This is a genomic window from Vibrio sp. 1727 (assembly GCF_033344415.1).
In the GTDB taxonomy this organism is placed as follows: domain Bacteria; phylum Pseudomonadota; class Gammaproteobacteria; order Enterobacterales; family Vibrionaceae; genus Vibrio; species Vibrio alginolyticus.
In genome coordinates this window covers 1-514 of sequence record NZ_JAWPOT010000685.1, presented here as the reverse complement: position 1 = coordinate 514, position 514 = coordinate 1, and the positions used below count along the sequence as shown (strand labels likewise).

The following is a 514-nucleotide window of genomic DNA, read 5'->3' as shown; positions in this document are numbered from 1 at the left end:
ATCAATAAAGCGATACGTTTCTGCAAACAGATATCCGGTATCCGTAAGAATAATTGGGATATCAGGTTTTTCTTGAGTCACAAGATGAAGCATGACAGCGGCTTGGATACCAAAGCTTGAGGATACCGCAAACTCTCCATCCAGATTTTCCAAAGCCCACTTTACTCGCTCTTGTGCCGACAGCTGTTCAAGTTCGACATTGATTTGTGCAAGACGGAGTATTTGCTCCGTCTTTGTTAATGTCAGTAACTCCGCCAGCTCCGGTTTGGAAGCCACAGAATCAAGCATAGAAGTCCCTCTTTGATACGAACACTTCTTGAATGATGCCTGCACGAATGGTGAAATCGCCAAAGGCTTCGCCTTCCTCACGCTCTTTCGACCATCGAGCCACCAGCAGATCAATCTCTTCTAGGATTTGTTTATCCGTGATGTTCTCTTTATACATTTTAGGTACACGTGTACCAGCACGATTCCCCCCCAAATGTAAGTTGTAACGACCCGGCGCTTTACCTAC

General features: G+C 45.5%; 1 protein-coding gene and 1 pseudogene. Both read right to left on the bottom strand.

What is annotated here, in order from left to right; genetic code table 11:
- On the bottom strand, positions 1–288 hold a 288-nt coding region (locus tag R8O10_RS27615), incomplete at its 3' end, for a phosphoadenosine phosphosulfate reductase family protein (RefSeq protein WP_318192282.1).
- Positions 281–514: pseudogene (locus tag R8O10_RS27610) on the bottom strand (sulfite reductase subunit beta); the annotation flags it as partial. The gene R8O10_RS27615 and the pseudogene R8O10_RS27610, both read right to left, overlap by 8 nt.